Consider the following 26551-nt stretch of genomic DNA (forward strand, 5'->3'; position numbering starts at 1 on the left):
GGCCTCGCGCCCTCCCCGAGTGAAGGGGAGAGCCGGGGGGAGGGTCTGCCCTCCCCTAACCACCCGAGCCCAGCCCGAAGCTGGTGGCCAGGGAGCCCAGAATGAGGTTCCAGCCATCCACCATGACGAACAGCATCAGCTTGAACGGCAGGGAGACCAGCATGGGGGAGAGCATCATCATCCCCATGGCCATCAGGATACTGGCGACCACCAGATCGATGACCAGGAAAGGCAGAAACAGCATGAAGCCTATCTGGAAGGCGGTCTTGAGCTCGCTGGTGACAAAGGCCGGGATCAGCACCCGCAGCGGCACGTCCGCAGGCTCGGCCACCTGCACGTTCGCTATCTCCATGAAAGTATTGAGATCCTTGACCCGGGTCTGGGCCAGCATGAACTGGTGAATGGGCAGCTCCGCCTTCTCCAGGGCCTCCTTGGCCCCGATGGTCTCGGCCAGATAGGGCTGCAACGCCTCGTTGTTGATGCGATCCAGCACTGGCGACATGATGAAAAACGACATGAAGAGGGCGATGCCGATCAGCACCTGGTTGGAGGGGCTCTGCTGCAGACCGATGGCCTGGCGCAGGATGCCGAGCACCACGATGATCCGGGTGAAGGAGGTCATCATGATCACCATGGCCGGCAGGAAGGAGAGCGCGGTCATCAGCGCCAGCACCTGCAGGGTCAGGCTGTACTCCTGACTGCCATCCGCCATGGTCTTGACGGTGAGTGCAGACATGCCGTCCTGGGCCATCGCCAGGGGCGAGAGCACCAGGGAGAGCAGTGCCAGCCACCGGGTCCAGTTAACGTTTTTCATGCTTGCCCATCAGTTTGCCCAGTTGCTCGGAGAACGCCTGAGGCTGGCTCTCGTCCAGCGGCTCCTCCAGGCGATAGAGGAAGTTGACCTGCTGCGGCGTCACCCCGACCAGCAGTTGCTGGCCGCCCACCTTGACCACCATCAGCTTCTCCTTGTAGCCAAGGGGCAGGGTGGCGATGACCTTCATCTGGCCCCCTCCCATCACCTGGGAAAGCTTGCTCTTCTTGAGCAGGAAGCCGAGCACCAGGATGAGGCCGATCACCATCAGGCTGGAGAGCAGCCAGGAGGTGAGGCTGGGGGGATTCGCCCCTACCCCCGGGTTGGCCAGGGCTGGCAGGGAAAACAGCCACAACGGGAGCACACGGATCATTTGAGCTTCTTGATCCTTTCAATCTGGCTGATGACGTCGGTGAGACGGATACCGAACTTGTCGTTCACCACCACCACCTCGCCGTGGGCGATCAGGGTGCCGTTGACCAGCACGTCCAGGGGTTCACCCGCCACCCGATCCAGCTCCACCACCGAGCCCTGGTTCAGTTGCAGCAGGTTGCGAATGCTGATCTGGCTGCGGCCCACTTCCATGGCGATGGTCACCGGGATGTCCAGAATGGTGTCCAGCTTGCGCCGCTCTTCGGCGCTGATGGGGGCTTCGTCCTTCAACTCCTCCAGGGGGGCAGGCTTGGCTTCGGCCGTGACCTGCTCCTCCAGTGCGGCCGCCCAGGCGTCAGCCATCAAATCCTGCTCGTCATCGGTTCCGCTCATCTTCAATTCCTCAGTGTTGCAACACCTCCCCCGAGGGGAGGATCAATCAGGGTGTTTGTCAGAGATGCTTCGCTCGAGCTCTTCCAGCTCGGCTTCGCCATCAATGCGCACGCCCCCGCGGGTCACCAGATGCATCTCTGTCTTGACCCCGTCAGGGCGCTTGATTTTGTCGGTGATCTTGAGCGCCACGTTCTCCTTGGTGCGCCCCATCTTGGCGTGGAAGGTAGGCAGATCCTCCACAAAGACCAGCAGGTTCTCCGGCATCTCCACCGGGATGATGTCCCCGGGTCTGAGCTCCATCAGCTCACGCAAGGAGAGCTCGGTCTCCAGCAGCTTGGCCTTGAGCTCCACCTTGACGTCCATGATCTCGTCGCGCAGGGCCTTGCTCCAGCGCACGTCGGTATCCCCCTTGTCGCTCTGCACCCCCGCATCCAGCAGTTCGCGGATGGGTTCCAGCATGGAGTAGGGCATGGCCACGTGGAAGTCGCCGCCACCGCCGTCCAGCTCGATGTGGAAGGAGCTCACCACGATCACCTCGGTGGGGCTGACGATGTTCGCCATGGCCGGGTTCACTTCGGAGTCGAGGTATTCAAAGCCCACGTCCATCACCGGCGCCCAGGCATCCTTGTAGTCCTCGAACACCAGCTTGAGCAGCATCTGGATGATGCGCCGCTCGGTGGGGGTGAATTCCCGCCCCTCGATCTTGGCGTGGTAGCGGCCATCACCGCCAAAGAAGTTCTCCACCAGGATGAAGACGAGCCGCGCCTCCATGGTGATCAGCGCCGTCCCCTTGAGGGGGCGGAAACGCACCATGTTCAGGCTGGTGGGCACGAACAGGGTGTGGACATATTCGCCAAACTTGAGCATCTGCACGCCGTTGATGGAGACCTCGGCGGTGCGCCGCATCATGTTGAACAGGCTGATGCGCATGTGGCGGGCAAACCGTTCGTTCACCAGCTCCAGGGTCGGCATGCGGCCGCGGACGATGCGGTCCTGGGAGGAGAAGTCGAACTGGGCGATACCGGGATCCCCGGCAGCTCCCAGCTCCTCCTCCTCGACATCGTCGACGCCGTGCAGCAGGGCATCAATCTCGTCCTGACTTAACAGATCGCTCACGCTTCACCTTTCATTGCATGACAAAGCCGGTAAACAGCACTTGTTCGATTACGGGAGAAGAGACCAGGTCGTTCAGCACCCGGCGGCACTCTTCCAGCGAATCCTGACGCAGCTTCTCCTTGCCCTCGAAGGTCATCAGCTGTTCGGCGGTCGCCGAGCTGAAGACCCGCAGCAAGGTGCCTTCGATCAGGGGAATGTTCTGTTTGGCCAGGGTTTCGTCAGCGGTGCCGCGCACCATCAGCTGGATCTTGATCTGCACCAGCCGATCCCGCTGGCCTCCCGCCACGTTGAACACGAAGGGACGGGGCATGCCCACATAGAGCGAGGGCTGGGGCGTGTTCGCCTCCGGCTTGGCCTCGCTCTTTTCGGCGGCGGGCTCATCCCCACCGGCGAGCATGAACCAGGCGCCGGCGCCGCCCCCGCCAAGGAGCACGACGGCCAGGGCGACTATCATGATCAGCTTCTTTTTCTTGCCTGCCGCCGGATCCTTCAGCGTCAGTTCGTTATCGTCTGCCATCCCTTGTCCACCCTAGTCTCAAACTTGTTCGGTATCATAAACTTACTTAAGAATGCATCAAGCATAGAAATCGATTCCGGCATCGTTTGCCGATTCCACCAGCAGCGTGAGGTTGCGAGCGCTCCCCTCGGCCTCTCTGCCATCGCTGCCGCCGCCATTTCCCCCCTGTCGCCCCTGGTCACCGAAACTGGACTGACCCTGGGAGGATGACTGCCCCTGCTGCTGGAAGGCTTGCTGCTGCGCCTGTTGTTGCACAACGGTCTGGCCGAGCTGGATCCCCTGCCCTGCCAGCATGTCGCGCAGGCGCGGCATGGCCTGCTCCAGCATCTCACGGGTCTGGCCATGCTGCACCACGAAGTGCACGCTGGCCTGGCTGGAGGCATCCATCTGGATTTGGATCTTCATCTTGCCAAGCCCCAGGGGGTCTAGCTGGATCTCCGCCTGTTGCAGCTTGTCCGCCAGCATCAGGTTCACCTTGTGGTGCAGCTGCTCGGGGGCCTCAGGGGTCGCCAGCTTGAGGTGGGGCAGGCTCTGGGGCTCTCGTCTGACGGTCGCCTCGGCCAGCGGTCGGTTCTCGCCGACCTGGCTCTGTGCCTGATGCAAAGGCTGGCTCCCCTCGGCGGGTTCACTGCCCTTGACCTCCATCCCCGACTGTTTGCCCAGCTCATCGAGCCGGGACTTGTCCACCGCGGGCTTCACCGACACGGCAGCGCCGGCGGCCACCACGGGGGCGCTCTCCATCTGGTCCAGGCCCGCCGAGAGGGCCGTCAGGGGGGCCTGTGCCCCCTGGGATTCATGACGAGCCAGGATCTGCGGCGCCACCTGCACGGGGGCCGGGTCCTCCGTCGTCACGGGCTGGCTGCTCCCTGCATTCACCGCAGGCTCGGCCCCTGCACGGGCTCCCTGCCCGCTCGCGGCCTCGGCCTGTCTGGCCTCACCGGCGACAGGGGCGTCCTTCTCTGCCCCTGCCGCCGTCGCGGGCGGGGCGGACTCCGGTGTGGCTGCAGAGGCCGGCCCCTGCGCCACCGTCCGGATCACGCCATCGCCATAGGCGCTGGTGGCACGGGAAGCGATTGCCCCCTGTCCGGCCGACGTCAGGGGATTGGCCACCTGTGCCTCTTGCGATGAGTCAGCCCGGGTGACAGTGGGAGCCAGGGCGTTTTCTCCTGCCACCACTTTGGCGAGCAGGGCGGCACGCTCCTGACCCGAGAGAGGGGGTTCGACCCCCTTGGCATCCGGCTCCGCTCCCTTGCCTGCCATGGGCTGGCGGGTCGCCCCGCCCTGGTCGGTCACGGCAGTGTCATCGGCCAAGGCGGGCTCTTCGGCCCCCAGCGGCAGAGCACCCTGACCGCTCGGCACGGCGCTGGCGCCTTGGGCCGCACCGGGAGCTGCCTTCGTTTTGTTCTCTTCATGCTGACGCTCTGGCGTCATCTGCGGCAGGGAGGCGCTCCCCTCTGCCACCTCAACGCCCTCTGTCATTCCCACATCCTCTGCCACCCCAGGCGCAGCGGCGCCAGGCGGCAAGGGGTTGCCGTCCACAGGCGCCGCCGCCTCACCGGCCATGGCGAGCGATGTCGGGGGCATCACCAGGCTCACATCCTGGCGCAGGGAGGCTTGCAACTGTTGCAGGAAGTCGTCGGGAGGCAGCTCGCCCTCGTCGTCCGCCCCCTTCGAGGAAGACGCGGACTCGGTGGCGGGCTCGTCAGACGCCAAAGATTTGGCAGCCGGGGCAAGCCCCTCCCGGGCGCCCTCGGCGGGCCCCTGGAGCGCTGGATTTCCCTGACTGGCTGGCGCCTTGCCCATCAGCTGGGCCATGGCCATGGCTTGCGAGAAGGCGGCCTTGCCCTCGCCTGACGGCTGCACGCCTCCTTCGCCCCCAACGGTGGGAGCCAGCAGGGTGGCGCTGCCATCGGCAGAAGGCGCCTGGGAGAGAGTGCTAATCAAGGGGGTCTGTATCATGCTGGGATCCCTGACGACGATTCGGTGACGGCCGCACGTGCGGTCATGGCTTGGCCCATCGGCCTCGCATGACCGGAAGAAAGCAAATTACAGGCCAGATTGGTGATAACGACGCAGGATGGCGTAGTCATCCAGCATCTTCTGCTCCTGGCGCTGGGCCTTCTGGCGCACCTTGTCCGCCTTCTTCTCCAGCAGCAGCTCGACCGCCTTGCGCCGCTGCTGGGCTTCGAGCCACTGGGTGCGGCACTCGGCCAGCGCCTCGCGCACCTGCAACACCCCTTGGTACTGCTGGGTCGCCGCGTTTTCGAGCTTGTTGATGAAGGCGTGATACTGGCTGTTCTGCTGGGGGCTGATCCCCTGCAGACCGCGCTCCGTCCACTGCTGGTGGTAGATCTGGCGGTACTGGTTGAGGGCGTTTTGCTGATCCATGAACAGCTTGAGATCCTGCTGGGCCTTGGCCAGCGCCATGGCGGCCTGCTGTTCGGCCTCCTCCAGCCGACTCGCCAGCAACGTCAATCCTTTACTCATAAGGGCTCTCCACCGGTCAACGCATCAGGGGCATGGCCACCAGTTGCAGGGATTGCAGGCCTTCATCGTAGTGAATGACCTCGCGCATTTTCTGCTGCAAGAACTGATCCAGATAGGGTTTCTGGATGATGGCCCGGTCGATGCGCGGATCCGATCCCTGGCTGTAGGCGCCGATGGTGATGAGATCCCGGTTCTGCTGGTAGAGGGAGTAGAACTGCTTGAAGGTGCGCGCCAGCTCCATGTGCTCCGGTGAGGTCACCATGGGCATGACCCGGCTGATGGATTTTTCGATGTCGATGGCCGGATAGTGGCCCGCATCCGCCAGCTCCCGCGCCAGCACGATGTGGCCATCGAGGATGGCCCGGGCCGCGTCGGCGATGGGATCCTGCAGATCGTCCCCCTCCGTCAGCACGGTGAAAAAGGCGGTGATGGAGCCCTGGCCGTCGCTGCCGTTGCCGGCCCGCTCCACCAGCGCCGGCAATTTGGCAAACACCGAGGGGGGATAGCCCTTGGTGGCCGGCGGCTCCCCCACCGCCAGTGCAATTTCCCGCTGTGCCTGGGCGTAGCGGGTGAGGGAGTCCATCAGCAGCAGCACGTTGAGCCCCTGCTCGCGGAAATACTCGGCGATGGCGAGCGCCGTCTCGCACCCCTTGAGGCGCATCAGCGGCGAGGCATCGGCAGGGGCGGCCACCACCACGGCGCGCTCGCGCCCCTCGGCGCCGAGGATCTCCTCGATGAACTCCTTCACCTCCCGGCCCCGCTCGCCGATGAGGCCCACCACGACGACATCCGCCACCGAGCCCCGGGTCATCATGCCAAGCAGCACGGATTTACCGACACCGGAGCCGGCGAACAGCCCCATGCGCTGACCCCGGCCCACGGTGAGCACGGCATTGATGGCCCGTACCCCCACGTCCATGGGTTGATGGATGGGGCGACGGGCCAGGGGATTGATGCGGTGCTGGGCGAACTGCACCGTCTGGGACGAGAGGATGGGACCGAGCCCGTCCAGGGGCTGGCCGATGCCGTCGATGACCCGGCCAAGCAGACTCATGCCCACCGGAATGCCGTGATCTTCGGTGACGGGCACCACCCGGGCGCCGGGAATGACCCCCTTGAGCTGCTCGCTCGGCATCAAGAACAGGCGATCCCCGGCAAACCCCACCACCTCGGCCTCCAGGGCCCCATCCTGGGTATCGATGCGGCACAGGGAGCCGATGGCAGCGCGGCAGCCAATGGCTTCCAGGGTCAACCCCACCACCCGGGTGAGCTTGCCTGCCACCGGTGGTATGGGGGCCTGCTCGCGAACCCGGTAGCCTTTAAGCCGATCAAGAAGGGGTGCCGTCATGTCGCCTCCGACGATGGGTGCCTGATGATGCCGTCAGCAGGGCGCTGCACGACGGGTTCGAACCGGGCCATGGCTCAGCTCGCGTTGTCACGCAGGAAGTTGCGCAGCAGCTGTTCGATGCGCCCGGAGAGGGTAAGATCGATGCTGGAAAGCTCGGTGGCCAGTTGCAGATCGCCGGGGGAGAAGGTGGGCTCGCTTTGCAGCCGCCAGTGGCGCCTGGCGCACTCCTCGGCGCCAAAGGCGGCCTCCACCCGGGTCACGTCCTCCGGGTGCAGCATCAGGGTGACCCCCTGCTCGGCGGCAGGGAGCAGGGCCAACCCCTGCTTGAGGGCCTCCAGCAGCAGCGTGGGGGAGGTTTGCGCCTCATGGCGGATGAGGGCGCGGGCGAGCTGTTGCACCAGGGCGATGAGCTGCTGCTCCACCGCCTCGTCCATCTCGCCAAGGGGAGTGGCCAGACGTGAGACCAGGGCTTGCCAGCGGGCTATCTCCAGCTCCACCTGCTCCCGTCCCATGGCGAGGCCCTCTTCCCTGCCCTGCTCCAGCCCGGCCTGGTGGCCCTGCTGCAAGCCTTCGAGCTTGCCCTCTTCCAGCCCCTTGGCAAAACCGGCCTCGCGCCCATCGCGCATCCCCTCTTCCCAGGCGGCCTGACGAATCGCCTCCACCTCTTCGGCGGTGATGCTGGGGGCGGGCTCTTCGGGTTGTTCTTCCGGCAGGGCCGCATCGGCCTGCTCCTGACGATACCAGTCAGGAGCCAGCCCCAGGGCATTGGTCTCGACCTCGGCTTCGGTCTCCATCTCTGGCCAGCCCCAGGTCTCAATCTGCGCCGTGTCGGACTCGGGCCTCAGATAGCCGCGCAGTTTGCTGTTCTTGTCTTTCATGTGCCGAAGAGACTCCTATCGAGGGCCGGGTACAGGGGCCGACATCATCGCACATTCCATGGCCCATGGCTTAGAGGAACTCTTCGCCACCACCCGCCCCCAGCATGATCTCGCCCGCATCCGCCAGGCGGCGCGCCGTGGAGAGGATCTCCTTCTGGGCGGCTTCAACCTCGGAGACCCGGATCGGCCCCATGGCCTCGAGGTCGTCCGCCAGCATCTCGGCGGCCCGCTTGGACATGTTCTTGAATACTTTTTCCCGCATCTGGTCGTCCGACCCCTTGAGGGCCCGTTGCAGCAGATCCCCGGGCACTTCCCGCAGCAGGGTCTGGATGCCCCGATCGTCCACGTCGATGAGGTTTTCGAACACGAACATCAGATCCTGGATCTGCTGGCTCATCTCCTCGTCCGACTCGCGGATGGAGTCCATCAGCTGCCCTTCGATGTTGGTATCCAGGTAGTTCATGATGTTGGCCGCCGCCTTCAGGCCGCCCATCTTGGCCGCCTGGGCACCGGCCGCACCGGCGAACTGTTTCTCCATGATGTCGTTGAGCTCCTGCAGCGCCGCCGGTTGTACCTCTTCGAGGTTGGCGATGCGCATCACCAGATCCAGGCGCACCTGCTCCGGGAACTGGCTCAGGATCTCGGCGGACTGCTCCGGCTCCAGATAGGAGAGGACGATGGTCTGGATCTGCGGGTGCTCGTTCTGGATGATGCTGGCCACCTGGCGGGCATCCATCCACTTGAGGGAGTCGAGGCCACGGGCGCCTGAGCCCAGGATGATCTGATCCACCAGGTTGCTGGCCTTGTCCTCCCCGAGCGCCGCCACCAGGGCCTTGCGCACGAAGTCTTCACTGCCGATGCCGATGTTGGTGTACTTCTGGATGTCGTCGATAAATTGACGATGCACCGCCGCCACCCGATCGTGGCTGAAATCCGACATGGAGGCCATGGACATGCCGAGCCGCTGCACCTGCTTGGGCTCGAGGTGGCGGAAGATCTGGGCCGCGTCCTCCTCGTTGAGGCTCAGCATCAGCACCGCCGCCATCTCCATGCCGCCCATCTGATCCAGGATCAGGCGCTGGCTTTCGGTGATGTCGTTGCCGGTGACCTGGCTTTTATTCTCTTCAGGCATCTTTGGTTACCCATTCTTTGATGACCTGGGCGGCCAGGTCAGGTTCGTTCGCTACCAGGGCGCGCACGGCCTTGAGCAGATCCTCGTCACGGTGCAGGTCAGGCAGCTTGAGCTGACCATCCCGCAGACCGAATACCGGCTCCGCCTCGGCCTGGGCGGCCAGCAGGCTCAGTTCGTCGTCGCCACCCAGCACGGTGTGGTTGTCGAAGTCCAGCTCCCCTTCCGGCTTGGCGTCCGGGTAGAGCAGGCGCTTGAGCATGGGCCGCACCACGGTGACGATGAGCACTATGATGACCAGCACGGAGGCGGCGATGCGCACCGCGCGCCAGAACCAGGGCTGCTCGTAGAGGGGGATGTCGGCCACGGTCTCGAGTTCCGGGCGGTTGAACGGAATGGCGACCACCTCCAGGGTATCCCCCCGGGTCACGTCAAAGCCCAGACCGCCGCTCAGCAGACGGCGCAGGGTATCGAGTTCGGCCTGGCTGCGGGCTTCCCGGGTCACGGCACCGTCGGCGCCGGGGATGGCCTTGTAGTCCACCGCCACCGACACCGTCATGCGGCGAATGCCGCCCTGCTGGCGCCGGATGTGGCTGACGGTGGTGTCCAGTTCGAAGTTGCGGGTCGCTTCCTTGCGGGAACGGCCGGAAGAGGCGGTTCCTTCTGCGCCGGCAGCCTGCTCGGGAATGTTGGACGCGGCGGGCGGCTGGTTGGAGAGGGCGCCGGGCACCCCGCCGTTGCTGCCGCTGGCGCTGTTCTCTTCCATGGTCATTTCGGAGCGCACCGCCGGCAGGTCCGGGTTGTAGGTCTTGCGGGTCTGTTCCTGCTGGGAGAAGTCGAGGGAGAGATCCACCTCCGCCGTATAGTTGTCGGCCCCCAGCACCGGGATCAGGATGGCGTCAATTTTTTGTTTGTATTCGAGCTCCTGCTTCTGCTGCATCGCAAACTCCTTGCGGGTCTGGGCAGAGAGGGGATCCTGGGAGCCGGAGTTGAGCAGGCGACCGTTCTGGTCGGTCACGGTGACGCGGGTCGGCTCCAGACCGTGAACGGCGGAGGCGACCATGTCGACGATGGAGTCCACCTCACCCTGGCCCAGGGCGTTGCCCTTGAGGCTCAGGACCACGGTGGCGCTGGGCTTGCGTTCGTTGCGGGCGAACACGTTGTCTTTCGGGATGGCCAGCAGCACCTGGGCCTTGGCGACGTTCTGGAACTGCTCGATGGCGCTCGCCAGCTGACGCTCGCGGCTCAGTTTCAGGCGCTCGCTCTCCATGCGCTGGCTGACGCCGAAGCTGGAGTCCTTGAGCAGGATGGCTTCGCCGTCGTTGCTGGCGTCGCTGTTGTTGGCCAGACCGGCGCGGGTCAGGCGCAACCGGATGTCCGCATAGTTTTCGGCACTGACCAGCACGCTCTTGCCATCCACCTGATAGGGGATCTTCTGCTGATCCAGGTAATCCAGGGTGGAGACCAGCTCCTGGGTGGTGAAGGTGCCGAGGGGACGCATCTCCGGCTCCTTGCCCCACAAGAGGATGAAGACGGCGATGGCCAGACAGATGGTCAGCCCCAGGATCAGGGTGATCTGGCGCAACACATCGGTGTTGGACAGGAAGCCCAGCGCCGAGCTCTTCTGCTCGTGCTCGTCGAGGGCGGCCGCCCCCTCGTTGTTGATCAGCAGATCGCCGTTTTGATCAGTTGCCACGGTTTATGTCCTTGTTGCTGACATGTTCATGATGCTCGGTCGTCATGGGCCCGAGTTACACCGGCATGTTCATGATGGTCTTGTAGGCATCGACCATCTTGTTGCGCACCTGCACCGTCGCCTCGAAGGCGATGGAGGATTTCTGGCCGGCGATCATCACCTGGGAGAGATCCACCGACTTGTCGCCGAGATCGAAGCGGGTACGCAGATCGTTGGCGGTGCCCTGCAACTCGTTGACGTTGTCCAGGGCCTGTTGCAGCATCTGGCCGAAATCCGAGCTGACCGGACGACCGGGCTGGGTCAACGGCGTGGCACCGGCTTCCACCTTGAGGGCCTGCATCTCTTGCATCAGGCTGCTTGCGCTAATTTCCATCTTCCCTTCCCAGACAAATCATTGACACTGACTGGCTTGAAGCAATAAAGGTGCCAACCAGAGCGAGATCTCGAGATCAGGGATAAAAGCGGGGCGCGATCAGGCCGACGGGCACCGGCCATCCGGGGATCAGGTTGCCGATCCGAGGGGATCGCCCAGCAGCAGCCGCAGGTAGATGCTCTGCTTGTCCCACTCCCGGCGCTGGGCAGCCATCCGATCCTGCTCGGCCTCATGGGTCATCTTGCTCTCCTGGTCGCCGGACTCTGTGCGGCGCCCATGAAAAAGAGGGCCTTGGGCCCTCTTTTTACTGCAAATCCCGACAAGTAAACAGGGTGCATCTCTAGCCATCCATGAAATGCCGGGTCAGATTGGCAGGGATCACTTGTTCAGGTCATCATCCAGCCAGTACTTGGAGCCCGAGATGTTGGCGTCAAGCAACAGTCCCTTCTCGCCAATCTGGTAGATAGCCATGCCGCCATTGTATTTGGCGGTGAGCTCGGCGCTCTCCTTGCCCGCCACGGCGCCCACCTCGGAGGTGGCTTCCCACCCCTTGCTGACGAAGGCATCGAACCTCGCCTTGTCTTCGAACAGGATCACCTGCTGGTAGAACTTGCCGCCGATCCCGGCCGCAAGACCGGCACCGAACATCTTCATGTAGGTGTGCTTGCCACTGGTGCGATTGACGGCGACCCCGGCCCCCTGATTGGTGTGGATCATCAGGGAAAACTTGCGCGAGTCGAACACCGCATAGCCATAAGCCTTGTCAAACAGCAACTTGGCCGAGGGCTGCTCGTTGAACAGCCGCACCAGGGCGGTATCGGCCATGGTATCGAGGGCGGTTCTTGCCTCCTCCGGGGTCTTGGGCTCGAGCATGGTGTCGAGCTTCTTGTCGGCGGCGGTCAGCCACTCCTTGCCGGTGGCCGCGCTCTCTGCCGTCCAGGCCCCCGCCTTGTTGTAGGCCTCGGCCCCCCAGCTGGACACCGACTCCCAGGTCTCCTTGGAGAAATCGGTGATCCCCTTCCACGCCTCCTTGCTGGTATCGCTCACCGCGGTACCGAGTTCGGAGGCGGCCTCCTTCAGCTTTGCCCAGTCGGCCAGACCGGGGGTTGAGGCCAGCGCCAGTGCCGTGGCTATCACCAGGAATCGAATCTTCATTGTTTCCACCCTCTGTGATGAGTCGAAGGTCACAGTAGCAGATCTGGCGCCTGCCCGTTAAGGGCATCCCCCCGGCGCGGGTCAGACGCTGACGCGCAGGGGCTCAACGAAGCCGTTTGCCCTGGCCATCCACCACCTGCTCGCCATCCTCCTTGGCAAACTCCCCTTGCTGCGGGTCGGGCAGGATATCGAGCACCACCTCCGACGGGCGGCACAGCCGGGTGCCGAGGGGGGTGACCACGATGGGCCGGTTGATGAGGATGGGATGGGCCAGCATGGCGTCGATAAGCTCATCGTCGCTGAAACGCGCTTCCGCCAGCCCCAGCGCCTCGTAGGGGGGCACGTTCTTTCGCAGCAGATCGCGCACCGGCATGCCCATGGCGGCGATCAGGGCCACCAGCTCGTCGCGGGAGGGGGGCGTCTCCAGATAGTGAATGATGGTGGGCTCCACACCGCTGTTGCGAATCAGCGCGAGGGTGTTGCGGGAGGTGCCGCACTCCGGGTTGTGATAGAGGGTGATTGCACTCATTTGCCTGTCTCTCATGACTCAAGTGAATAGAAATGGGTTAGTGGCCATCCGTTAGCGCTTTAGTCCCGCCTCGTACCAGGGTTTGCTGGCGTTGACCACGCGCACCACCAGCAGCATGACCGGCACCTCGATGAGCACCCCGACCACGGTGGCGAGCGCCGCGCCGGAATGAAAGCCGAACAGGCTGATGGCGGCGGCCACCGCCAGCTCGAAGAAGTTGGAGGCCCCGATCAGGGCGGAAGGGCAGGCCACCGAGTGCTTCTCCCCCACCTTGCGGTTGAGCCAGTAGGCAAGCCCGGAGTTGAACAGCACCTGGATCAGGATGGGCACCGCCAGGAGGGCGATGACCAGCGGCTGCTCCATGATGGCGTTGCCCTGGAAGGCGAACAGCAGCACCAGGGTAAGCAGCAGGGCCGCCACCGACCAGGGCTGGATGCACGTCATGACGCCGTCAAAATGGGCCTGCCCCTTTCTCAGCAAGGCCTTGCGCAGCAGCTGGGCGAGGATGACGGGGATGACGATGTAGAGCACCACCGAGGTGAGCAGGGTATCCCAGGGCACGACTATGCTGGAGACCCCGAGCAGCAGCGCCACCAGCGGGGCAAAGGCAAACACCATGATGAGGTCGTTCACCGCCACCTGCGACAGGGTGAAGTAGGGATCGCCGTTGGTGAGGCGACTCCAGACAAACACCATGGCGGTGCAGGGGGCCGCCGCCAGCAGGATGAGGCCAGCCACGTAGCTGTCCAGCTGATCCGCCGGCAGCCAGTCGGCAAACAGCACGCGGATGAAGAGCCAGCCGAGGAAGGCCATGGAGAAGGGCTTGACCAGCCAGTTGATGAAGAGGGTGACCCCGATTCCCTTGAGGTGCCCCTTCACCTGGTGCAGGGCGCCAAAGTCGATCTTGAGCAGCATGGGGATGATCATCACCCAGATAAGCAGCCCCACCGGCAGGTTGACCCTGGCCACCTCCATGGCGCCGATGGCCTTGAAGAGACTCGGCAACCCCTGCCCCAGACCAATGCCCACCAGGATGCAGAGGGCGACCCAGGCGGTCAGATAACGTTCAAAAAAGCCGATGGCAGGGGCTGCCTTGGCCTCACAGCTTGCAGACATGATGACTCCCGGTGCGATCCACGCTCGCACCCCAGGTTGAATAGATGAATGACACGGCACATGGGCATCGACAGCCCGGCATGGCCTGTTACGACTCGCCGCAGCAGGGCGACGACCCCTCGGCGCGGGAAGCGCTGCCGGGCCCGGCGGGCAGCAGGCCGCACGCCTCGGGATGACCGGCGCAGCACTCCTCGGTGAGGTAGGCGATCACCCCCAGCATCAGGGGGATGTTGGCGCGATAGCGCAGAAAACGCCCCTCCTGCTCCACTGACAGCAACCCGGCGTTGAGCATCCCCTTGAGGTGAAACGAGAGGGTATTGGGGGCGATGTCGAGCTCGCCGGCCAGCTCCCCCGCGACCCGCCCCTCCAGCCCGGCCTTGACCAGCAGCCGCCACACCTCGAGCCGGATCCCGGATGCCAGCGATTCAAAGACCTTGGTGGCCGTCTCTTTGTTCATGGGTCTCCCCCCTTGGATGCTTCATTTCAACTATACAAGAATTATTGAAATGATCAAAGCGTCACCACCGAGCCGACATCGCGACGGGACGGGCCGCCAGAGGCGCCGCCCCGGCCATGTCGTGCCCACTAGCGGCCTCATGTCAGTCATACGGCTAATATCTGGCCTCTCTTTATAAGGCACTCTTATGACCTTACCCCGGATAATCCTCCCGTTGGCCGCCCCGCCCACCGCGGCGCCCTGCCCCGCCCAAAGCCGCAGAGCCCCCCGGCGCCGGATGCGCCTCAAGACGATGAAACGAGAAATGGCCCCAGGCCCCGCCATCAGATGACGGGGCCTGGGGAATCCGGGGGAATCCGGGGGAAGCCGGGGAGGAGAGAGAGGCGCAATCAGGTGATCACGGGATCCCGATATTGCCGATGGATGGCACAAAACGCCTCCCGGCTTTGCAGCGCCGCCGCGACGCAGACAGGGTCGAACTGGCTGCCGGCATGGGTCTTGAGGTATTCGAAGGCCGTTTCGAGGGGCCAGGCCTGCTTGTAGGGGCGCTCGCTGGTGAGGGCGTCAAACACATCTGCCACCGCAACGATGCGGGCCTCCAGGGGGATCGCCTCCCCCGCCAGTCCTTCCGGGTAGCCCTGACCGTCGAAACGCTCGTGGTGGTAGGCAATGATGTTCTTCAGCATGTCGGTGTGATGGATGCCGTCGAGGCCGAACTCGCGGATCATCAGGGCGATCATCTCCCTCCCCTTGAAGGGGTGGGTCTTCATCACCCCGTACTCCTCGGCCGTGAGCTTGCCCGGCTTGAGCAGGATGGCGTCGGGCACCGCAATCTTGCCGATATCGTGCAGCTCGGAAAAAAGGTGAATGAACTCCACCTCCTCGTCACTCAAGGGGTAATGGGCCGCCACCTCCCGGGCGATGAGCCGCGAATAGGCCGACATGCGGTGCAGGTGATTGGCGGTCTCCTCGTCCCGGTAGCGGCTGAACTCCCGCACCGTGGTCAGGGCCCCGTTCAGGGTCTGGATGGAGAAGAACTCCACCGCGATGATGGCCGCCAGGATCTGGGCATAGGCCGCCAGCTCACCGCAAATGGCGCCATCGAAGTAACCGGGCTCTTTGGCATCGCAAAACAGAAAGCCGAACAAGCGACTGTTGAGCAGCAGCGGCTCGGTATAGCTCGACGCGTACCCGGCCGCCAGCACTTTGCGGCTGTGCTCGGAGGGGGAGCCCAGCAGGGAATCCAGGGTGTCGAGCACCCTGGGCTGCTGGTGCTCGGCCAGGTAGCGCAGGGAAGGCACCTCGCTCAGCCTGACCTCGTACTGCAACAGCGGCGAGCCCCCGTCCGTGCTGTGGGCAAAGGTCTTGAGCTGGTCCGTCTGCGGGTCGTAGATGGCGATCGCCACCCGGCTCAACTTGTCAAACCGCTGCCTGAGGGTGGCGTGCACGTTCTGCACTTTCTCACCAAATGAACTCTCCATCCCGCACATCCTTCTGATAGGCCTGTTGGGAGTATAGTGACACCCGTTTTGCCCCTCCTGCCAAATGGTGACGGCGCACAGGGATCGTGATCCCGCCCGCACTGGCGACGGCCCCCTCCCTGCCCGTGGTCATGTCACGCCGCCCCACCCCGCTTCCCCGGGCAAAGAGATTGTTCGCTTCCGACGTGTCGGCTGTATAGTTTTTGGTTAGCCATTCCGGTAAAATCCGCGCCCTTGAATAAGAGCCACCTAAGAGTGATTGAGCGATGTCCAACACAAAACAGGCCCCCAAAGTAGGATTCGTCTCCTTGGGTTGCCCCAAAAACCTGGTCGATTCCGAACGCATCCTGACCCAGCTGCGTACCGAAGGGTACGACGTGGTGCCCAGCTATGACGATGCGGAGCTGGTGGTGGTCAACACCTGCGGCTTCATCGACAGCGCGGTGCAGGAGTCCCTGGAAGCCATCGGCGAGGCCCTGGCCGAGAACGGCAAGGTGATCGTCACCGGCTGTCTGGGTGCCAAAGAGAACCAGATCCGCGAGATCCACCCCAAGGTGCTCGAAATAACCGGTCCCCACGCCTATGAAGAGGTGCTGGGCCACGTCCACAAATACGTGGAAAAACCCACCCACAACCCCTTCACCAGCCTGGTGCCGGCCCACGGCGTCAAGCTGACCCCGCGCCACTACGCCTATCTCAAGATTTCCGAAGGCTGCAACCACCGCTGCACCTTCTGCATCATCCCCTCCATGCGCGGGGATCTGGTGAGCCGCCCCATCGGCGAAGTACTGGCCGAAGCCAAGCGCCTGAAAGAGGCTGGCGTGAAGGAGATCCTGGTGATCTCCCAGGACACCTCCGCCTACGGCGTGGACGTCAAGCACCGCACCGGTTTCTACGACGGCATGCCGGTCAAGACCAGCATGGTGGCCCTGTGCGAAGAGCTGGCCAAGCTCGGCATGTGGGTGCGCCTGCACTACGTTTACCCGTACCCGCACGTGGATGACGTCATTCCCCTGATGCGCGACGGCAAGATCCTCCCCTACCTGGACATCCCGCTGCAGCACGCCAGCCCGCGCATCCTCAAATTGATGAAGCGCCCCGGCTCCGTCGAGCGCACCCTGGAGCGCATCCAGAAGTGGCGCGAGATCTGCCCCGAGATCACCCTGCGCTCCACCTTCATCGTCGGCTTCCCCGGCGAGACCGAGGAAGAGTTCCAGATGCTGCTGGACTTCATCGACAAGGCGGAACTGGACAGGGTTGGCTGCTTCAAATACAGCCCGGTCGAGGGTGCCAAGGCCAACGAGCTGCCGGATCCGGTGCCGGCCGAGGTGCAGGAAGAGCGCTTCCAGCGCTTCATGGAGCTGCAACAGCAGGTCTCCATCCGCAAGCTGGCCCGTAAAGTGGGCAAAGAGATGCTGGTGCTGATCGACGAGGTGGACGAAGAGGGTGCCACCGGCCGCTCCGCCGCCGATGCCCCCGAGATCGACGGCCTGGTCTACCTGAACGGTGAAACCGGCCTCAAGCCCGGCGACATGGTCAAGGTCCGCATCGACGAAGCGGACGAGTACGACCTCTGGGCCAGCCTGGTGGAATAATCACGCCACTCCCCCTCAAAGCCAGTCGGTCTCACCGACTGGCTTTTTTAATGTCCGCCGCCCGTCAGGCTCTTGCATGCCCCCCTGTCATCCCCTGTCCCGCCCCTCGTCACCGATCTCCCTCTCCTTGCTCTTTTCGCACGCGCCCGTGAACCAGCGCACACTTCTCTCCGCCCACATGAGCCGCTTGTTTCCTGCGCAAAAATAAGCCGTGTCAACGGGGAAAAAACGAGCACGATCCAGCTCACATTATCGTTGTAACAGGGAGTGGCAAGGTGACTTTTTACTTTGTGAGAATTAATGCAACTTTATAATTTAAAAGGATTTAAAATGCATTTTGACGATAATGACGTGCGCCGTGCAATTTTTACGATATCGACGAAATGAAGAGTTGTTGTTTTCCTGTTAATTCTGCTTTTCTAAGGGCGTTGGACGACACAACTACAAGGGTGCAAAACCTGACCAACAGCGAGGGCCGGTATCCAAGCATGCGATGTCGGTGCTCCATTCCAAAACCATGGAAGACCAATAAGAAAGGAAAAAATATGCTTGCCAAAGTATCCAAAATCGCAACCTCAGTCATGCTGGGAACTCTGCTTGTCGGTGCCACCGGCACAGCCATGGCCGCCGACAACAAGACGGTGCTGACCCTGGTTGCCCAGCAGGAAACCGCATGGGTCAAGAACTTCAACCCCTTCCTGCAAGCGGGTCTGCTCCACACCACCCGTCACTTCATCTATGAGCCGCTGGTGATCTTCAACGATATGCAGGGTGGCAAACCCGTCTATCGTCTGGCCACCCACTACGCCTTCAGCGATGATCTGAAATCCGTCACCTTCGACCTGCGCGAAGGGGTCAAGTGGTCCGATGGTGAAGCCTTCACCGCCGACGACATCCTCTTCTCCTTCAACCTGGTCAAGGCCAACAAGGCGCTGGACGAGCGCTCCATCTGGACCCAGATCAAGGGTGTCGAGAAGCTGGGTGACCACAAGGTCAAATTCGACCTGGCCGAGATCAACACCAACGTGGTGAACGACCTGGTGCTGGTACCCATCGTGCCGGAGCATCAGTGGAAGTCGGTGAAAGACCCGGTGGCCTTCACCAACGACAAGCCGGTCGGGACCGGTCCCTTCACCGAAGTGGACAACTTCTCCGCCCAGCTCTACACCCAGTGCCGCAACCCGCACTACTGGGACAACGCCAGCCTCTCCATCGACTGCCTGCGCATGCCGCAGATGGCCACCAACGACCAGGTACTGGCCGCCGTGATGAAGGGGGACGTGGACTGGTTCGGCTCCTTCGTGCCGGACATCGAGCGCCTCTACGTCGGCAACGATCCCAAGAACAACAAGTACTGGTTCCCCGCCTCCGGCACAGTGGCGTTCAACGTCAACTTCCAGAGCAAGAACCCGGGCAACCACGAAGCCTTCAACGACATCAACTTCCGCCGCGCCTTCTCCATGGCCATGGACCGCCAGTCCATGGTGGACATCGCGGGCTACGGCTACCCCACCGTCAACGAGTACCCGTCAGGGCTTGGCAAGGCATTCGCCTCCTGGGACAACCCGGACGTCGAGAAGAAGTACGGCAAGTACAACAAGTTCGACCTGGAAGGGGCCAAGGCCCTGCTGAAACAGGCGGGCTACAAGGACTGTGACGGCGACAAGTTCCTCGACACCCCGAGCTGCAAGAAGATCGAGTTCAAGGTGCTGGTGCCAAACGGCTGGACCGACTGGGTCAACACCGTCCAGATCGGGGTCGAAGGCCTGCAGGCCCTGGGCCTGAACGCCAAGACCGCCACCCCGGAAGCCACCGTCTGGACCGAGTCCCTGATCACCGGTGACTTCGACGTCGCCCTGCAGGGTTACTTTGCCGGTGCCAACCCGCACAAGTACTTCGAGACCGCCTTCCACTCCCGCAACATGGGTGAGCGCGGCAACCGCTTCGCGGCGCCCCGCTACAAGGATCCCGAGCTCGACAAGCTGATCGACGACTTCACCCAGACCGCCGATGCGGCCAAGCAGAAGGAGATCATGTTCGCCATCCAGGAGCGTGTCGGGGCCAACCAGACCATCATCCCGGTGTTCAACAACCCGACCTGGTACGAATACAGCACCAAGCGCTTCAATGGCTGGTTCAGTGCCGACAACCCGGTCGCCAAGCCGCAGGTTCACCCGGACACCCCGGAGCGTCTGCTGCACGTGCTGTCACTCAAGCCAAACAGCTAATCACCCCGGCCCCCTGCGGGGGGCCCTCTTCCCCGCCATGTCTTCCATCCCCCGCACCTGCCGGGGTTGGGGGAGCTTTGCCCGGCGCGGGGCAGGCTTGCAGTAAAAGGTATCACCATGGGATTTATACTTAGACGCTTCTCCTTCTATCTGGTCGCCTTCCTGGTGGCCGCCACCATCAACTTCCTGCTACCCAGAGCCATGCCGGGGGACCCCGTCTCCGTCATGTTTGCCCGGGCCGGCGCCATGATGGAACCCGCCGCGCTGGAAGCCCTCAAAGCCACCTTCGGTTTCGTGGACGGCCCCATCGGCACCCAGTTTCTAACCTATGTGAAGAGCGTCTTCACCTGGGATCTCGGCACCTCGGTGCGCTACTACCCCCAACCGGTTGCCGACGTCCTCGGCCGCGCCATCGGCTGGACCCTGTTCCTGGTGGGCACCTCCACCATTCTGAGCTTCTCCATCGGCTCCATCGTCGGCATCTTCGCCGCCTGGTACCGGGGCGGACGCATGGACAGCATCCTCTCCCCGCTCACCCTGGTGATGCAGGCCATCCCCCCCGTGGTGGTCTCCCTGCTCGCCCTCTTCCTGTTCGGTGTGAGCCTCGGCTGGTTGCCCATCGGCTACGCCTACAGCCCCGAGATCCCCGCCGATTTTGGCTGGGAACACATCAAGAGCATCCTGCTGCACGCCATCATGCCGGTGGGCACCCTGGCCGCGGTGCAGGTAGGGGGCTTTCTCATCACCATGCGCAACAACATGATCAACCTCCTGGGCGAGGACTACATCACCATGGCCAAGGCCAAGGGGCTCTCCAGCAACCGGGTGATCTTCAACTACGGCGCCCGCAACGCCGTGCTGCCCAGCGTCACCGCCCTCTCCATGGCGCTCGGTTTCGTCATCGGCGGATCCCTCATCACCGAGGTGATCTTCAACTACCCCGGCCTGGGACTGACCCTCTATCAGGGCATCCTGGCCCGTGACTACCCCCTCATCCAGGGGCAACTGCTCATCATGACCATCACCATGCTCAGCTTCAATTTCCTGGCGGACGTGCTCTACGTCTTCCTGGATCCCCGTCTGCGTACAGGAGGCAAATAAGATGCGTATGCCGACTATCTTGAAAATCCTGCTGGGCAACAAGAAGGCCGCCTTCGGCCTCGCCATCGTGGTCACCTTCGTGCTGATGGCCCTGTTCGCCCCGCTGCTCGCCAGCAACGAACCCACCAAGCGGGTCGCCCGCCCCCACCAGCCCCCCAGCGTGGAGCTGGTGATGGGTTCCAACCGCATGGGCCACGATCTCTGGGCCCAGTTCACCAACGGCGCCCGCATCTCCCTGATGGTGGGCTTCGGTGCAGGCCTGCTGGTGTGCGCCCTGGCCATCACGGTGGGCATCACCGCCGGCTACTTCGGCGGCGTGGTGGACGAGTGCCTCACCTTCTTGATGAACGTGGTGCTGGTGATCCCGAACCTCCCCTTGTTGCTGGTGCTGGCAAGCTTCATCGGAGAGGCCTCCCCCATGGTGATCGCCCTTATCATAGGGTTGACCTCCTGGGCCTATGGCGCCCGGGTCATCCGCGCCCAGACCCTGGCCCTGCGGGAGAAGGAGTTCGTCATCGCCGCCGAGGTACTGGGTGAACCGGCCTGGCGCATCATCCTGGTGGAGATACTGCCGAACCTCATCTCCATCATCGGGGTGAGCTTCATCGGATCCATCATCTACGCCATCGTCACCGAGGCGACCCTGGAGTTCCTGGGCCTTGGCGACCCCACCGTCGTGAGCTGGGGCATCATGCTCTACAACGCCCAGACCTCGAGCGCCATCCTGGTGGGCGCCTGGTGGGAGATCCTGGCCCCCTGCTTCGCCATCGCCACCCTGGGGGCGGGCCTCGCCATGCTCAACTTCGCCATCGACGAAATCGCCAACCCGCAGCTTCGTTCCCACAAGGGCCTGCGTCGCTGGAAGCAGCTTGCCACTCCCATCACAGCTCAGGAGAAGACAGCATGAAGCCGCAACAACCCCTGCTGTCGGTGCGCCAGCTCTGCGTCGACTACATCACCGAGAGCGGCGACGTGCGCGCCGTCAATTCGGTCAGTTTTGACATCATGCCGGGTGAGGTGTTCGGCCTCGCCGGCGAGTCCGGCTGCGGCAAGTCCACGGTCGCCTTCTCGGTGGCCAGGCTGCACAAGCCGCCCGCCTACATCAGCGGCGGCGAGATCCTGTTCAAGGGAGAGAACATCCTCGGCTTCGATGACGAGCGACTGCGCAGCTACCGCTGGCGCCAGGCGAGCGTGGTGTTCCAGTCCGCCATGAATGCGCTCAACCCAGTGCTGCGCATGGAGGAGCAGTTCTGCGACGTGCTCTTGGCCCACAACCCTGGGCTGACCCGCTATGAGGCGATCAAGCGCGCCCAGGAGCTGCTGGAGATCGTCGACATCCACCCGAGCCGGCTCAAGGACTACCCGCACCAGTTCTCCGGCGGCATGCGCCAGCGGCTGGTGATCGCCATCGCCATGGCCCTCAACCCCGAGCTGCTCATCATGGACGAACCCACCACGGCGCTCGACGTGGTGGTGCAGCGGGAGATCCTGCAGAAGGTCTATGCACTGAAAGAGAAGTTCAACTTCTCCATCCTCTTCATCACCCATGACCTCTCGCTCATGGTCGAGTTCTGCGATCGCATCGGCATCATGTACGCGGGGGAACTGGTGGAGGTGGCGCCGGCCAAGGCGATCCTGACCGCGCCCCTGCACCCCTACACCCGGGGCCTTGGCAACTCCTTCCCCCCCCTGCACGGGCCCAAGACCGTGCTGGAGGGGATCCCTGGCAGCCCACTCAATCTGCTGGAGGTGCCGGTGGGCTGCCGCTTCCAGGCACGCTGCGCCAAGGTGCACGAGCGCTGCCGCCAGGAATACACCCGGCTGGCCGAGATCCGGCCCGGCCAACAGGCTGCCTGCCACCTTCATGAGGCAGCAGAGGAACAACCGGATCTTCCGATCCATCTGGACAAGGCCGCTGGCTGTTAAGGATGTCTGTCATGCAAATCGCCCAAACCGACGCGCCCATCATCGAGGTCCAGCACCTCTACAAGGACTTCGCCGTCAACTCCAACGCCATCAAGAGCGGCAAGATGCGGGCGCTGTCCGACATCACCTTCAACCTGCACCGGGGCCGCGCCCTGGCAGTGGTGGGGGAATCCGGCTCCGGCAAGAGCACCATCGCCAAGATCATCGCCAAGATGTACAAGCTCTCCAACGGCCGCATCCTCTACCGTGGCCGGGATCTGGAGGAGTTCAACAAGGGCACCGCCCTGCTGGACTATCGCCAGAGCGTGCAGATGGTGTGGCAGGATCCGTTCGGCTCACTGAATCCGACCCATACCATCTACCACCACATCGCCCGTCCCCTGCTGCTGCACAGCAAGGTGAGCGACAAGCGGGATCTGCCCGACATGGTCTATGGCCTCCTTGAAAAGGTGGGGCTGACCCCCGCCAAGGCGACCGCGGCCAAGTACCCGCACCAGCTCTCCGGCGGCCAGCGCCAGCGGGTCAACATCGCCCGCAACCTGGCGGTGGAGGCGGAAGTGGTGCTGGCGGACGAACCCACCTCCATGCTCGACGTCTCCATTCGCATCGGCATCCTCAACCTGATGGAGCAGATGAAGAACGAGCTCGGCGTCTCCATGCTCTACATCACCCACGACATCGCCACCGCCCGCTACGTGGCGGAAGATCTGGCGGTGATGTACGTGGGTCACATGGTGGAGTGGGGAGAGGTGGACGAGATCCTGCACCACCCCCAGCACCCCTACACCCAGTTGCTCATCTCGGCGGTGCCGGATCCCGAGAAGAGCATCCACGCCGAGCTGGAGGGAGGCCGCAAGGGGGAGATCCCGCTCTGGACCCCGGAATCCCGTGGCTGCCCCTTTGCCGGGCGCTGCCATCAGGCCATGCCCCGCTGCAAGGAGAGCCTGCCCCCGGTGACCCGGCTCGCCGACAACCACTTCGTGCGCTGCTACCTCCACGAACAGGGGTAAGCAGGCCCGCGGCCGGGCACCGTCGCCCGGCCATGCCTCGCGTCGGGGCCGCAAGGCCCCGCAATGAGCCTCGCCCGCCAGGGGCGAGCCTTCGGAGTAAGACCTTGATGGAACTTTTGATCAACCAGGTGGGTTACGAATGTGACGGGGAGAAGAGCGCTCTGCTGCAGTGCGGCGCCGACCTCGATATCCGCGGCCACGTCAGGTTGCTGCGCCAGGAGGACGACCACCTTTTGCTGGAGACGCCGCTGGTGGCGGCGGGATGCGTCCCCGGCTGGCAGGGGCGCCACTACTGGCGGGCCGATTTCTCCGCCTTCACCGAGCCCGGCCACTACCGGCTGGAGGCCGTCGTGACCACGGGAGCGCAGGAGCATCTGGTGCGCTCCACCCCCTTTGCCATCGGCCGGGGGCTGCTGGCACGCCGCTGCCTCTCCGATGTCATCCACTACTTCAAGGGACAACGCGCCAGCGGCACCTTCGACCGGGCGGACCGCAGGGCACGCCTCTTTGGCACCGATCAGCGCCGGGACGTACATGGCGGCTGGTTCGACGCCAGCGGCGACATGAGCAAGTACCTGAGTCACCTCTCCTACGCCAACTACCTCAATCCCCAGCAGACCCCCATGGTGGTCTGGTCCCTGCTCAAGTGCCGGGAACTCCTGGCGACACGTCGTGACATCGACGGGGTGAACCTGTGCAAACGGCTCAATGACGAGGGGTTGCACGGGGCGGATTTTCTCTGCCGGATGCAGGACGAGAGCGGCTTCTTCTACATGACCCTGTTCGACAAGTGGAGCAAGGATCCCGAACAGCGGGAGCTGTGCGCCTATGCGACCCAGCAGGGGATCAAGTCCACCCGCTGGCAGGCGGGTTTTCGCCAGGGGGGTGGCATGGCCATCGCCGCCCTGGCCCGCGCCGCCCGGGAACCGAGTGGCGGCGACCTTGACACAAGCCAGTACGCCGACGCGGCCAGACGCGGCTACCTGCACCTGCGCGAGCACAACCTCGCCTACCTGGACGACGGGGTCGAGAACATCATCGACGACTACTGCGCCCTGCTGGCGGCGGTCGAGCTCACCAGAACGCTGGGCGCCGAGTGGCTCGCCGAGGCGCGGGATCGGGCCGGCCGGCTGTGCGCCCGCCAGCGCGCCCACCCCGATCTCGGCCACCATTGGGCCGCCAACGACGATGGCTCTCGCCCCTACTACCACGCCGCCGAGGCCGGCCTGCCGGTACTGGCACTGCTGGAGTATCTCGCCATCGAGCCGGATCCGGCGCGCCAGTGGGCGGCCCGGACCGTCGCCGAGCAGGCCCTGGCGGCCGAGCTGGCCCTCGCGGCCCGGGCAGGCAATCCCTTCGCCCTCGCCCGCCAGTATGTGAAAGGGGTCGATGAGGCGCCTCGGGTGAGCTTTTTCATGCCCCACCACAACGAATCCGGTTACTGGTGGCAGGGGGAGAACGCCCGGCTGGCGTCGCTCGCCACCATGGCATTTGCTGCCGCACAGCACCTGCCCGGGCAGAGCGCACTGCTCTGCACCTTCGGCAAGCAGCAGCTCGACTGGATCCTGGGGAGAAACCCCTTCAACGCCTGCATGCTGGCGGGTCAGGGCATCAACAACCCGGAATACACCGCCGGCTACCCCAATGCGCAGGGGGGGATCTGCAACGGCATCACCGCCGGCTTCGATGACGAAAATGACGTGGCCTTTATTCCAGAGGCGTACAAGGATCGGCTGGATCAGAACTGGCGCTGGGGGGAGCAATGGATCCCGCACGCCGCCTGGTTCGCCCTGGCCATCACCTGGCAGAGCGCACAAGGAGGCCACCATGATTGAGAGCGGTTCACACATCACTGGCACCGGGGAGAGCCCTGGATCCTCCATACCGCCAGCCAGGTTTACCCTGGCCATCACCTGGCAGAGTGTGCAGGGAGGCTCCCATGATTGAATTCTGGGTCGGGGTGGACGGCGGCGGCACCCACACCCGGGCCCGCATTCGCAACAACGCAGGCAAGCTGCTCGGCGAGGGGCGCGCCGCCGGCTCCAATCTGGAGCTGGGCATCGCCCTCGCCCACGGCCATGTGCTGGCTGCCATCGATCAGGCCCGCATCGACGCGGGTCTGCCCAGGGAGAGCGAACAGCGGATGGGAGTCGGGCTCGCACTCGCCTCCGCCGAGCTCGCCGACTGCTACCACGCCATGCTGACCATGCCCTTCCCGTTTGCGCGGGTGAAGCTCACCTCCGATGCCTTTGGTGCCTGCCTCGGCGCCTTCGACGGCCAGGAGGGGGCCATCCTGATCGCGGGCACCGGCTCGGCGGGGCTCATCTACCGGGAGGGACGCCTTCGCACCTGCTCGGGTCGCGGATTCCCCGTCTCGGATCTCGGCAGCGGCGCCTGGCTCGGGCTGCGCGCCATCCAGCAATCCCTGCTCTGCCACGACGGCATCCTGCCCCCCAGCACCCTGGCGGTGCGCCTGATGGATCACTTCAAGCGGGATCAGGCCGAGGTGGTGCGCTGGGCTGCGCGCGCCATCCCGGCCGACTATGGCCGCTTCGCCCCCTGGGTGTTCGATGCCGCGAGCGACGGGGACGATCTCGCCACCGCCCTGCTGGATGAGACCTGTGCCCAGCTCGGCATGCTGCTGGAGGGCATGACCCAGCTCGGGGCAGACCGGATCGCCCTGCTGGGTGGCATCGGCACGCGCCTCGCCCCCCGTCTGGGCCACTTCCATCTGGTCGCCCCCAAGCGCGACGCGCTGGAGGGGGCCATCCTGTTTGCCAGGACGGAGGCGCTGCCATGTCTGCATCCCTGAGCCTGGTCGGGCCGACAACAC

The 26551-nt window shown here is 64.0% G+C and carries 25 protein-coding genes; 8 read left to right on the plus strand and 17 right to left on the minus strand.

Features of this window, described 5'->3' with window-relative positions:
• Nucleotides 1-55 precede the first annotated feature (55 nt).
• The 17 genes from fliP to ACB037_RS02330 all read right to left on the minus strand — a co-directional run bounded on the left by fliP (nucleotide 56) and on the right by ACB037_RS02330 (nucleotide 15858).
• Nucleotides 56-814, minus strand: a complete 759-nt coding sequence (fliP, locus tag ACB037_RS02250; RefSeq protein ID WP_010673926.1) for a flagellar type III secretion system pore protein FliP — start codon at nucleotides 812-814, stop codon at nucleotides 56-58.
• A complete protein-coding gene (gene fliO, locus ACB037_RS02255) occupies nucleotides 801-1184 on the minus strand; it encodes a flagellar biosynthetic protein FliO (protein WP_010673925.1) in 384 nt (127 codons plus the stop codon). Before fliO ends, fliP begins: the two co-directional genes overlap by 14 nt.
• A complete protein-coding gene (fliN, locus tag ACB037_RS02260; RefSeq protein ID WP_010673924.1) occupies nucleotides 1181-1576 on the minus strand; it encodes a flagellar motor switch protein FliN in 396 nt (131 codons plus the stop codon). Before fliN ends, fliO begins: the two co-directional genes overlap by 4 nt.
• A 42-nt stretch (nucleotides 1577-1618) precedes the next feature.
• Nucleotides 1619-2692 carry a flagellar motor switch protein FliM gene (gene fliM, locus ACB037_RS02265; RefSeq protein WP_010673923.1) on the minus strand — a complete coding sequence of 358 codons (1074 nt, stop codon included), beginning with the start codon at nucleotides 2690-2692 and terminating at the stop codon, nucleotides 1619-1621.
• A gap of 10 nt (nucleotides 2693-2702) precedes the next feature.
• Nucleotides 2703-3209 (minus strand): flagellar basal body-associated protein FliL, encoded by a 507-nt coding sequence (fliL, locus tag ACB037_RS02270; RefSeq protein ID WP_010673922.1) that lies wholly within the window; start codon nucleotides 3207-3209, stop codon nucleotides 2703-2705.
• A 57-nt stretch (nucleotides 3210-3266) separates the two neighbouring features.
• Nucleotides 3267-5168 (minus strand): flagellar hook-length control protein FliK, encoded by a 1902-nt coding sequence (locus ACB037_RS02275; RefSeq protein WP_371174835.1) that lies wholly within the window; start codon nucleotides 5166-5168, stop codon nucleotides 3267-3269.
• Nucleotides 5169-5255: 87 nt separating this feature from the next.
• Nucleotides 5256-5696 (minus strand): flagellar export protein FliJ, encoded by a 441-nt coding sequence (gene fliJ, locus ACB037_RS02280; RefSeq protein ID WP_039039911.1) that lies wholly within the window; start codon nucleotides 5694-5696, stop codon nucleotides 5256-5258.
• Between the two features lie 16 nt (nucleotides 5697-5712).
• Nucleotides 5713-7044 carry a flagellar protein export ATPase FliI gene (fliI, locus tag ACB037_RS02285; RefSeq protein ID WP_029314163.1) on the minus strand — a complete coding sequence of 444 codons (1332 nt, stop codon included), beginning with the start codon at nucleotides 7042-7044 and terminating at the stop codon, nucleotides 5713-5715.
• Nucleotides 7045-7118: 74 nt separating this feature from the next.
• On the minus strand, nucleotides 7119-7922 hold the full coding sequence (gene fliH, locus ACB037_RS02290) for a flagellar assembly protein FliH (RefSeq protein ID WP_324029351.1): 804 nt from the start codon (nucleotides 7920-7922) through the stop codon (nucleotides 7119-7121).
• A 70-nt stretch (nucleotides 7923-7992) separates the two neighbouring features.
• The gene (gene fliG, locus ACB037_RS02295) at nucleotides 7993-9054 is read right to left on the minus strand and encodes a flagellar motor switch protein FliG (protein WP_010673917.1); all 1062 of its coding nucleotides are present in this window, start codon (nucleotides 9052-9054) and stop codon (nucleotides 7993-7995) included.
• Entirely contained in the window at nucleotides 9047-10747 is a 1701-nt protein-coding gene (gene fliF / locus ACB037_RS02300; RefSeq protein WP_010673916.1) for a flagellar basal-body MS-ring/collar protein FliF, read from the minus strand. The genes fliG and fliF overlap by 8 nt, the downstream gene beginning before the upstream one ends.
• 55 nt (nucleotides 10748-10802) lie before the next feature.
• Nucleotides 10803-11120, minus strand: coding sequence for a flagellar hook-basal body complex protein FliE (gene fliE / locus ACB037_RS02305; protein ID WP_029314161.1), 318 nt, complete (start codon nucleotides 11118-11120; stop codon nucleotides 10803-10805).
• A gap of 378 nt (nucleotides 11121-11498) precedes the next feature.
• Nucleotides 11499-12275 carry a lipoprotein gene (locus ACB037_RS02310; protein WP_041212621.1) on the minus strand — a complete coding sequence of 259 codons (777 nt, stop codon included), beginning with the start codon at nucleotides 12273-12275 and terminating at the stop codon, nucleotides 11499-11501.
• A 103-nt stretch (nucleotides 12276-12378) separates the two neighbouring features.
• Nucleotides 12379-12804, minus strand: coding sequence for a glutaredoxin-dependent arsenate reductase (gene arsC / locus ACB037_RS02315; protein WP_203762704.1), 426 nt, complete (start codon nucleotides 12802-12804; stop codon nucleotides 12379-12381).
• 51 nt (nucleotides 12805-12855) lie between these two features.
• Nucleotides 12856-13920 (minus strand): ACR3 family arsenite efflux transporter, encoded by a 1065-nt coding sequence (arsB, locus tag ACB037_RS02320; protein ID WP_203762707.1) that lies wholly within the window; start codon nucleotides 13918-13920, stop codon nucleotides 12856-12858.
• Nucleotides 13921-14008: 88 nt separating this feature from the next.
• Nucleotides 14009-14377 carry a helix-turn-helix transcriptional regulator gene (locus ACB037_RS02325; RefSeq protein WP_039039917.1) on the minus strand — a complete coding sequence of 123 codons (369 nt, stop codon included), beginning with the start codon at nucleotides 14375-14377 and terminating at the stop codon, nucleotides 14009-14011.
• A 389-nt stretch (nucleotides 14378-14766) separates the two neighbouring features.
• Nucleotides 14767-15858, minus strand: coding sequence for an HD domain-containing phosphohydrolase (locus ACB037_RS02330; RefSeq protein WP_039039918.1), 1092 nt, complete (start codon nucleotides 15856-15858; stop codon nucleotides 14767-14769).
• 266 nt (nucleotides 15859-16124) lie between these two features.
• Between ACB037_RS02330 and rimO the strand changes: the two genes are divergently transcribed.
• From rimO to ACB037_RS02370, 8 genes are all read left to right on the plus strand, one after another.
• Nucleotides 16125-17453 carry a 30S ribosomal protein S12 methylthiotransferase RimO gene (gene rimO / locus ACB037_RS02335; RefSeq protein ID WP_041215595.1) on the plus strand — a complete coding sequence of 443 codons (1329 nt, stop codon included), beginning with the start codon at nucleotides 16125-16127 and terminating at the stop codon, nucleotides 17451-17453.
• 545 nt (nucleotides 17454-17998) lie between these two features.
• The gene (locus tag ACB037_RS02340) at nucleotides 17999-19681 is read left to right on the plus strand and encodes an ABC transporter substrate-binding protein (RefSeq protein WP_371174836.1); all 1683 of its coding nucleotides are present in this window, start codon (nucleotides 17999-18001) and stop codon (nucleotides 19679-19681) included.
• A gap of 117 nt (nucleotides 19682-19798) precedes the next feature.
• Nucleotides 19799-20782, plus strand: a complete 984-nt coding sequence (locus ACB037_RS02345) for an ABC transporter permease (RefSeq protein ID WP_010673905.1) — start codon at nucleotides 19799-19801, stop codon at nucleotides 20780-20782.
• A 1-nt stretch (nucleotide 20783) separates the two neighbouring features.
• Nucleotides 20784-21689, plus strand: a complete 906-nt coding sequence (locus ACB037_RS02350; RefSeq protein WP_010673904.1) for an ABC transporter permease — start codon at nucleotides 20784-20786, stop codon at nucleotides 21687-21689.
• Nucleotides 21686-22708 (plus strand): ABC transporter ATP-binding protein, encoded by a 1023-nt coding sequence (locus ACB037_RS02355; protein WP_371174837.1) that lies wholly within the window; start codon nucleotides 21686-21688, stop codon nucleotides 22706-22708. Before ACB037_RS02350 ends, ACB037_RS02355 begins: the two co-directional genes overlap by 4 nt.
• An 11-nt stretch (nucleotides 22709-22719) precedes the next feature.
• Entirely contained in the window at nucleotides 22720-23718 is a 999-nt protein-coding gene (locus ACB037_RS02360; RefSeq protein WP_039040529.1) for an ABC transporter ATP-binding protein, read from the plus strand.
• Between the two features lie 107 nt (nucleotides 23719-23825).
• A complete protein-coding gene (locus ACB037_RS02365) occupies nucleotides 23826-25553 on the plus strand; it encodes a glycoside hydrolase family 9 protein (RefSeq protein WP_371174838.1) in 1728 nt (575 codons plus the stop codon).
• Nucleotides 25554-25657: 104 nt separating this feature from the next.
• Nucleotides 25658-26530 (plus strand): BadF/BadG/BcrA/BcrD ATPase family protein, encoded by an 873-nt coding sequence (locus ACB037_RS02370; RefSeq protein ID WP_010673900.1) that lies wholly within the window; start codon nucleotides 25658-25660, stop codon nucleotides 26528-26530.
• Nucleotides 26531-26551 lie beyond the last annotated feature (21 nt).

It is taken from the genome of Aeromonas sp. S19(2024) (assembly GCF_041402625.1).
In the GTDB taxonomy this organism is placed as follows: domain Bacteria; phylum Pseudomonadota; class Gammaproteobacteria; order Enterobacterales; family Aeromonadaceae; genus Aeromonas; species Aeromonas caviae.